Annotated in this window: 6 protein-coding genes and 1 pseudogene; 3 read left to right on the top strand and 4 right to left on the bottom strand. The window is 68.2% G+C overall.

Annotated features, from left to right (window positions below):
- Window positions 1-885 precede the first annotated feature (885 nt).
- Window positions 886-1,188 carry a hypothetical protein gene (locus IF89_RS41255; RefSeq protein WP_051808054.1) on the top strand — a complete coding sequence of 101 codons (303 nt, stop codon included), beginning with the start codon at window positions 886-888 and terminating at the stop codon, window positions 1,186-1,188.
- Between the two features lie 775 nt (window positions 1,189-1,963).
- Window positions 1,964-2,191, top strand: a pseudogene (locus tag IF89_RS48355) (transcriptional regulator); the annotation flags it as partial.
- Window positions 2,192-2,297: 106 nt separating this feature from the next.
- On the opposite strand, the gene IF89_RS43280 reads toward IF89_RS48355, so the two are convergent.
- The gene (locus IF89_RS43280) at window positions 2,298-2,675 is read right to left on the bottom strand and encodes a DUF6193 family natural product biosynthesis protein (protein ID WP_199820614.1); all 378 of its coding nucleotides are present in this window, start codon (window positions 2,673-2,675) and stop codon (window positions 2,298-2,300) included.
- 150 nt (window positions 2,676-2,825) lie between these two features.
- Here IF89_RS43280 and IF89_RS0133805 point away from each other — a divergent pair, with 150 nt between their 5' ends.
- Complete coding sequence (locus IF89_RS0133805; protein ID WP_234327993.1) at window positions 2,826-3,071, top strand: hypothetical protein; 246 nt, start codon at window positions 2,826-2,828, stop codon at window positions 3,069-3,071.
- 9 nt (window positions 3,072-3,080) lie between these two features.
- Here IF89_RS0133805 and IF89_RS38880 read toward each other — a convergent pair whose 3' ends face one another.
- The 3 genes from IF89_RS38880 to IF89_RS0133790 all read right to left on the bottom strand — a co-directional run bounded on the left by IF89_RS38880 (window position 3,081) and on the right by IF89_RS0133790 (window position 6,586).
- On the bottom strand, window positions 3,081-4,388 hold the full coding sequence (locus tag IF89_RS38880; protein ID WP_420707000.1) for an ISL3 family transposase: 1,308 nt from the start codon (window positions 4,386-4,388) through the stop codon (window positions 3,081-3,083).
- Between the two features lie 1,554 nt (window positions 4,389-5,942).
- Entirely contained in the window at window positions 5,943-6,233 is a 291-nt protein-coding gene (locus IF89_RS0133795; protein WP_030776365.1) for a hypothetical protein, read from the bottom strand.
- Window positions 6,230-6,586, bottom strand: coding sequence for a hypothetical protein (locus IF89_RS0133790; protein ID WP_030776363.1), 357 nt, complete (start codon window positions 6,584-6,586; stop codon window positions 6,230-6,232). Before IF89_RS0133790 ends, IF89_RS0133795 begins: the two co-directional genes overlap by 4 nt.
- Between the last annotated feature and the right edge of the window lie 162 nt (window positions 6,587-6,748).

The following is a 6,748-nucleotide window of genomic DNA, read 5'->3' as shown; positions in this document are numbered from 1 at the left end:
GCTTCCTTTGTACTCACCCTCTCGGGCTTTCCTCCGGGCTTCGTTCTGCTGTCCTGCGTTTCCGACTCTATCAGACTCTTTCGGGCCCGATTTCCTCGGCGCTTTCCAGGTTCCCGCTTTCGCGATTCCCTTTCCGGCGATTCCGACTCTATCAGAAGTTTTCCACCGGATTTCTCCGGCTTCGATTCCCGATTGAAGAGTCGAGTCCCCATGGGAAGTGCTTCGTTATGGGGGATGCTGCCGAGCGCGTCAGCTCCAGGCAACTGTTCAACTCTACAACCGTGCCCAGGAGGAGTCAAAACAGCCCGCAGACGTCTGGTCAGCCGCGCCCCGCCCCCTCGGTTACCTGCTGCGCAGCCGACGTCCCGGGCCACGTTCGCAACCTCGACCCTGCCCGCCGACCTCCATCCCCTCCAGCGCGAGGAGCTCCCCCGGAACCTTGAGGTGCAGACGCCCGCGAGCGCGCACACGCATCAGGGCGATGGCCCGCCGCGGAGAGTGAGATAGGCACACCACCAGCCCACGGAACCGTCCCCGGTTGAACCGGCTGCTCCGCGTGGGCCACCAATCCGCGCGGTGCGATGGCCGAGGTGGGAGATCGACAGCGACAACCACTGCGCGCACTGGAACGGGGTCGTCGCTCCTTCCGAACGGACCCGCCCGCCGAGCAGCTGAAGGCGGAGACGTTTGCCGGGTCGGGGTGCCACCCACCATCGTCCACGTCACGGCCGTCGACCACCACGACCCCCACTCGAAACGCCCTGGCTGCCGCATGCCTCCCCGGACCCTGACCGCCTCCGCCGAGACGAGTCTTCTAACGCGTTCCAAGACGGGAGCCACCTCGACGGTTCTGGTTGCACCATCCATCCCGGCCACGGCATCCCCTTGACCTTCGAGCTGGTGATGCGTCCGTACCGCGTGCTCGAGCTGGGCGACGAAGTCGCAGACGTCCTCGGCCGCGCCTGGCGCTTCGACGGTCGCTGGGGCTGGGCCGCCTTCGAGGGGGGCTGGCCGGCGCGGGCCCTGCGTGGCCACTTGTCCTGCTCACCCGGGAGGTACGCCATGCTGTGCCGAGGACACCAAAGCAGTGGCCGCGATCACCGCCAGCGGTTCTCACGAGGAGACGGTTCGGGGCTGCATGAGGACTTCGACCGGCTTGAGGTCCTCGCCGGGCGAGGCTTGGCGTGACTTTCACGCGCCGGGCGTTGAGACAGATGTCGCTGAGTCCTCTTCCTGCGGAGTAGAAGCTCCGTCCACTGACCACAGCGGCCTCCTGGCCGCGGTAGCACCGTGGTAGCCCAGAGCCTCAGCGGCGACCGGGGCGGGATGCCGGGTCGAGGAGAGCCGCCAGGGCGTCGGGGTGGAGCGGTTGCCCGGTTGGGCGGCCGGTGAACAGCCACCGGCAGGCGCGGTCGGTCGCGTCGTGCACGTTTCCCGGCTGTCGATCCAGCGGAGCAGAGTCCCGCCAGCGCAGCGGGAGCGGGGGAACAGAGGCTCGCCGAGCCGAGAAGGGTCTGCTGGTCGGCGCGGGTGTGTCACCGGCGTGAGGCGGACACTCGGCTGACCGGCCGGCGTAGGGCATGACGATGCGGCGAGCGACTCGGGCTCGCAGAGGCAGGCCCGGGTCCATGAGCAGGCGCCCAATCAGCTCCGGGCATCGGCCTGCCGCGCGGGTGTGGCCCGGCTGCTCTGGACTCGGGGCAGCCGGTGGGCGAATGATTGCCGAAACACCGCAGCAGGGAGCGGCGCATGCTGCGGCGGGCGGCTCGCTGCGCTCGACGTGCCGGGCGTCGGCGCCGGTCTGACCGCAGTGGACCGCGTGGGCCCCCGTCAGCGAGGACGGGTACGACAAGCCGACCGTGGCCGTAGCGGTCGAGCGCGGGGACCACGAAGGTGTCATCGGCGGAAGGCGTGGCACGCCTCCAGCTGCGGGGGCAGGTCGGTCGATCCGGACGTCTTGTCCATGGCCGGGCTCCGCTTCGAGCCGGCGACGATCACACAGGTCGCCGAGCGAGTGGGCGGACGGGGGGAGTTCCAGCTACCACGTGCGGATGTTCGAACGGGCGGGCCCTGGTCAAGGTGGGGTGCGAACGCGGAAGCTCCGGGGGGCACCGAGCGGTACGACGCCCTGGCCGCGCGGGCGATCATGCTGCCTGATCCTGACGAGGCAGACCCTGATGTGCTGTTGCGGCAGCGATGGCGTCCTGGAAGTGGCGCGGGTTGGCTACGTAGGCGACTTGCGGCTCTGGTCCACTTCTTGTGGAACCTGGCGGGTCGGCAGAATGACCGCTGATTTGTCAGCCTTCCTGTCTCACAGCGTCGAAGGCGTGTCTGTTGCCGACGACTGCTCGACCGCAGCCTGGAGGCAAGCGGTCCGCCACCATCTCCACGGCTTCCTCAGCGGTGTCAGCTTCACCCACGGACTCCACCCTGGACGGTCCCGCCACGACGAAGCCCCCACCTTGTCGTGGGGCGATGTAGGGCACATCCCATGTGCAGGGATGCTCGGTGCAACGGCTGAAGTGCAACTCCCACATGCCAACCCAGGGGAAGAGCTGCCGCAGTCTGGGCTCGGCGTAGGCGGCCCGCACCAGATCACCGTCTACGCGATCTGAAGTTAGGAGCTTTGCCCACTCGGCCTCGATCAGGTGCTCCGCCGTTCCCGTTGAATCCATGGGGGAATGGTGTCAGAACGCTGCGTCGACTGATGGGGCCTAAAGCGAGCGGTGAGTGATGTCAGTGGGGTGTGGTGGGATGGCCGGACTCTGCCGTTGATTTGCTGGGAGGCCCCTGTGACGTCCTCGTATCCCTCCCTGACTCGTGCCTTGGCCGAGGCATTGGTCGATGTCCTGTGGTTCATCGACGGTAGCGAGGACGAGCAGATGGACCAGGATGACGCCGTCAAGGTCATGGAGGGTTTTGCCCACGTGGTCAGCACCCTGCGGGAAGATCAGCGGCAGGAGCTGATCGCGCTGGTTGGGGAGATGTCGGCTGCCGAGAACGACCCTGCTCGCCGCGAGTTCCTGGAGGCGTTCCCGGAGGGCTTCGGGTTGATCGACGATGCGTTCTGAGCTGCCTTTTCAGGAGTAGAGCAGGACGCGCTTGCGGAGGAGTTCGAAGCCGGCCCGGCCGAACATCTGGCGCTTTAGCATCTTGATCCGGTTGACATGCCCTTCGACGACTCCGGAGTTCCACTGCTGTGAGAGTCCGGCGGTGACGGCGTCGAGGTCGCGCTCCAGGTGCCGTGCGAATCGCTGGAGGCTGGGGAGGTCGGAGGTGGTCGCGGCTTCGATCCATGCCGGCAGCTGGTGGCCCTGCAACTGAGTGAGCATGTGGGCGAAGGAGCGGACGTGTCCGGCGAGTGTTTCCAGTGCGGGGCAGTTCGCCAGTACGTCCTTGAGCTGGATCCGGTCTGTCTCGGTCAGTCCTTCGGGACGAGTAAGGATCCAGCGGGTGACGGTTCGGGCAGATGGCGGTCGGGGGCCGACGGGCTGCGGTTTGCCGCGTAGGTTCCGGCTGACGTAGGAGCGAACGTTGCCGTAGCCATCTGAGTATCCCTGTTCCTTGATCTCTTCCCATAGCTTCCAGGCGTTGGTGCAGCCCTCTTGCCACCGCTCGTCAAGGTAGGGCTTGAAGGCATCGAGCTTGGTGGGGCGGCTTTGCCACTGCCCGGTGAACAACTGCTCCGGCTCGGAGGCATGGGCGAAGCGGAGGACGGTGCTGAACCCCATGCCGAGCTGCCGGGCGATAGATCGCTTGCTGTGGCCGGCGGCCAGGAGCGCGTGGACGGTTGCATGCTTGGCACGGGTCCGTTCAGCGAACCGGTGCCCGGTCGGCCACGGCGACAACGCGGGCGCCTCCGACGCCTGCTGGGGCTCCTCCAGCGGCTTCGGTGCTGGTCGCAGGCAGGCGCGGTGCTGGAAGACGCACTTCTCGGCGGCTTCGCCGAGGTTGTGCCAGAGGTGCCACCTGTCAGCGACCTGAAGAGCCTGTGGGGCGCCGCGGGTGGCGCCTTCGGCGTAGAAGCGGGCGCGGTCCCGGCAGATGATCTCGATCCCGGGCCTCTCGGACAGCCAGGCCGCGAGTGTGTCCGCCTCCCGGTTCGGCAAGAGGTCCACTGGGCAGCGGGTCTCGACGTCGACGAGCACGGTTCCGTAGATCCGGCCCTTGCGCTGAGCGTATTCGTCGACTCCGACCACGCGGGGCGTGGAGATGGGCGGATCCGGCAGCGAGGAGATGAGCCTCAGCAGGGTGTTCCGGCTGACTCGCACCCCGAAGGCGTCCGACATCCGGGCGCCGGCCCGTCCCGCGAGCGCGAGCCCGACCGAGACCAGCGTCGAACGCAGCCGCTCCGTCCGCCGGCCGAACCGACGGGTGAGCCCCGGCACCTGTTCGACAAAGGTCTTGCGCGGGCAGGACGCCTCGGCGCAGAAGAACCGGCGCACACCACGACCAGCTTGCCAGCGGTTGGCAGGTCACGGGGAAACCGCAGGTAGGAGCCGTGTATACGCCCTGACCAACACCCGCAGCTCGGACATGCTGCCCGACTGACCGTGGTCTGGGCCTCGACGTACACGACGGTGTCAGCCACGTTGACCGACCCCACCGACACGTTCTCCACCGACCCGAACAGCAGCTCATCCAGCTGCGACCGTACTTCGTTCACGGGGTAAAACCCTCGACCCCACTCCACCCAGGCATGGCGATTTTCGGGCGACTTCGTCAGACATCCACCGCAGAGCAACAGTCACGCTGCGTACTCGGCCACAAGAAGTGGACCAGAGCCGAAACCAACCAACAGAGTCACGCGGGTGGACAGAGAGCGAGACGTGCGGATGACGCATCTGCGCCTCACCTACGAGCACTTCGCGGAGCTGGGGCGCGGCTGCAGGCACGGGCGGACGAGTACCGGGAGCTGTCTTTCGCACTGTTCCACCCGGCGCTGCGAGAGCAGGCCGGGGGACCGCCGAGTGACCTCGGCCCTTCGAAGCTGCCGAACGGGTCCGGGCGGCTGTGGACCGCGCAGACGATCTCCTCGCTCGGTCACGGGACGACGCCTGCCGCCTACCGCTCCTCGCGTGACGCTGCCGCGGAAGCCGATGGCACTCGCCGTCGCTACGGCCGCCGGCACGCTGCCATGGCTGCTCTTCAGAGTGCTCGGATGTGGCGCGTGCGGTGGTGCTTGCGATCCCGGGGCTGCCGCCGCGGCTCCCGGACCACCACGTCCGGCTTCGCGGGGCCACCGTCCTACGGGCAGTGCCCTGCTCGCGCTCGGGCGGGCCGGTTGCACTGCTCGCCCACGCGGGCTCGTTCATGCTCTTCGCACTGATCGTACGTAAGCTGCCCGCCATGCCCCAGTCCGTGCCAGAGGTCCGCGAAGGGCTGTTTCGGCAGGCGTGGGACGACGCCTCGCACGTCTTTCGGGATCGGTTGCTGCTCGGGCTCGCGCTCCGCCCGGCGATCGGGAACGTCGCCGGCCTGCTCCTCACGTCGAACGGCTTGCCGTCCTGTATGTGGCCGGCCGTCGCAGCGGCCAGGACCAGCAACCGCCGGGTCGACGCGGCGCTGCGTGCGGCCGCTCCGGCCGGCGGCCCGGATCGCACGGGGGGCAAGGAACCCAGCCCGGGAGCGTGCACCCGACTGGCACGTCGGTCGAGTGTGCCGGCCGTCGATTCTCGTCGTGCTCGTCGGCGTCCTGCCCCGGAACGCGATGTGGCCGAAGGTCATGTCGGAGTACGAGGCGTTGGCGGTCGCCACCATTTCCGGGCGCACGCCGCCGTGGAGGTTCAGCACACGCTGCCGAGCCGTTCGTCAGGGTTCGGGCCTCGGGGAGGACTGGAGGCGCTGGCGCTCGCGGCCTACGTGCCAGATGGGCACGAGTCCGACGAGTTCCTGCACGGCCTGCCCCGCAACGGGTCGGCCGGCGGCTGCAGTCGGGGGTCTCAGAGGTTGACGCGCTTGAGGTACACCCGGCTGCGGTGCGGGATGGTCTGGTACCAGACCATGAGGTGCTCGTCCTCGTACGTGCGCAGGCGCATCGGGTGGGGGTCTTCGTAGAGGCTGCCGCCCTTGGGGTCGATCGCCATCGAGGCGAGGTCGACCAGGCCGTCCATGACGGCACCGACCAGTTCCAGTTGCGTCTGCGGCATGTCGCCGAGTACCCACACCCGGCTGGGGTCGCACTCCCACGCCCAGCCGCTGTCGTTCTCCACGCCCTCGCCCCGCGGGGTCACTGCCCGATCTCGCGCTGGGCCTCGGCGAGGATGCGGCTGCTGGTCTCCATGGCGGCGCGGAACTGCTCTTCGGTCGCGTCCGGGTCGCCCGCGATGCGTTCCGCCTCGTGCAGCGCCGCCGAGCGCGCCGGCCAGCGGTGGATCGCCACGTGCGTGGCCCACTTGATCAGGAAGAACCGCAGGGGGTTGATCGCGCCGGTCTCCGCGGCACGGTCGAAGGCTTCGTTGCATTCCCTGTCGAGCACGGCCAGGTTCGCCATGTCGATCCGGCGCACGGCGTCCCGGAGGGCTTCCCGCGTCATCGCCGGCTGGGGGATGAGAGGCCCGCCGTCTTCACACTGCTGTGCTGTCATCGTGTCCTCCAGAGGAACGCTGGGCCAGGATACCCAGCCGACCCCCGGAACCGGCCCGTGAATGCAGAAAAGCCCCGCACCAGAAGGTGCGGGGCTTTCCCACAATGATTGTTCGGCGGCGTCCTACTCTCCCACAGGGTCCCCCCTGCAGTACCATCGGCG

Origin of the sequence: Streptomyces sp. NRRL F-2664, assembly GCF_000719345.1 — a bacterium.
Classification (GTDB): Bacteria; Actinomycetota; Actinomycetes; order Streptomycetales; family Streptomycetaceae; genus Streptomyces.
This window is presented reverse-complemented; position numbering and strand designations above follow the sequence as displayed.